The following is a 431-nucleotide window of genomic DNA, read 5'->3' on the forward strand; positions in this document are numbered from 1 at the left end:
GACGCTCTTCCGATCTCGGGTGCCGCCGCAGCCGATGCGGGCGCGCAGCAGCTCGTCACGGGCGCCACCCGGCTGTCGGCGGGCGTGACGGGCGCGCACCAGTACACGACCGGCGTGCTGGCGGGTGCCACCACGCTGAGCGACACCCTCCGCGCCGGAGTGACGACCTCGGTGCAGACGCTCGCCCATCCCGACACGAAGACCGCGCTGCAGAACGCCGCGACGGCCGCCCCCGGTCGATCGCAGCAACTCGCGGACAGCCTCGCCGGGATGCTCGCCGCCGACCCGACCAACGTGCAGCTGCAGCAGCTCGCGCAGCTCGCGGCCGGAGTCGATCAGGCCGTCGACGCCCTCGCGGCCCCGGCCGCCGCCGCACCCTCGCTCGCGCAGGGACTCATCGGCGCGGCCGACGGTGCCGCGCGCGTGACGGC

Annotated in this window: 1 pseudogene; it reads left to right on the forward strand. The window is 76.1% G+C overall.

Features of this window, described 5'->3' with window-relative positions:
* A pseudogene (locus DW299_RS18760) lies at window positions 1-431 on the forward strand (hypothetical protein); the annotation flags it as partial.

The sequence above is a fragment of the Microbacterium sp. K35 genome (assembly GCF_004794375.1).
Taxonomy (GTDB): domain Bacteria; phylum Actinomycetota; class Actinomycetes; order Actinomycetales; family Microbacteriaceae; genus Microbacterium; species Microbacterium sufflavum.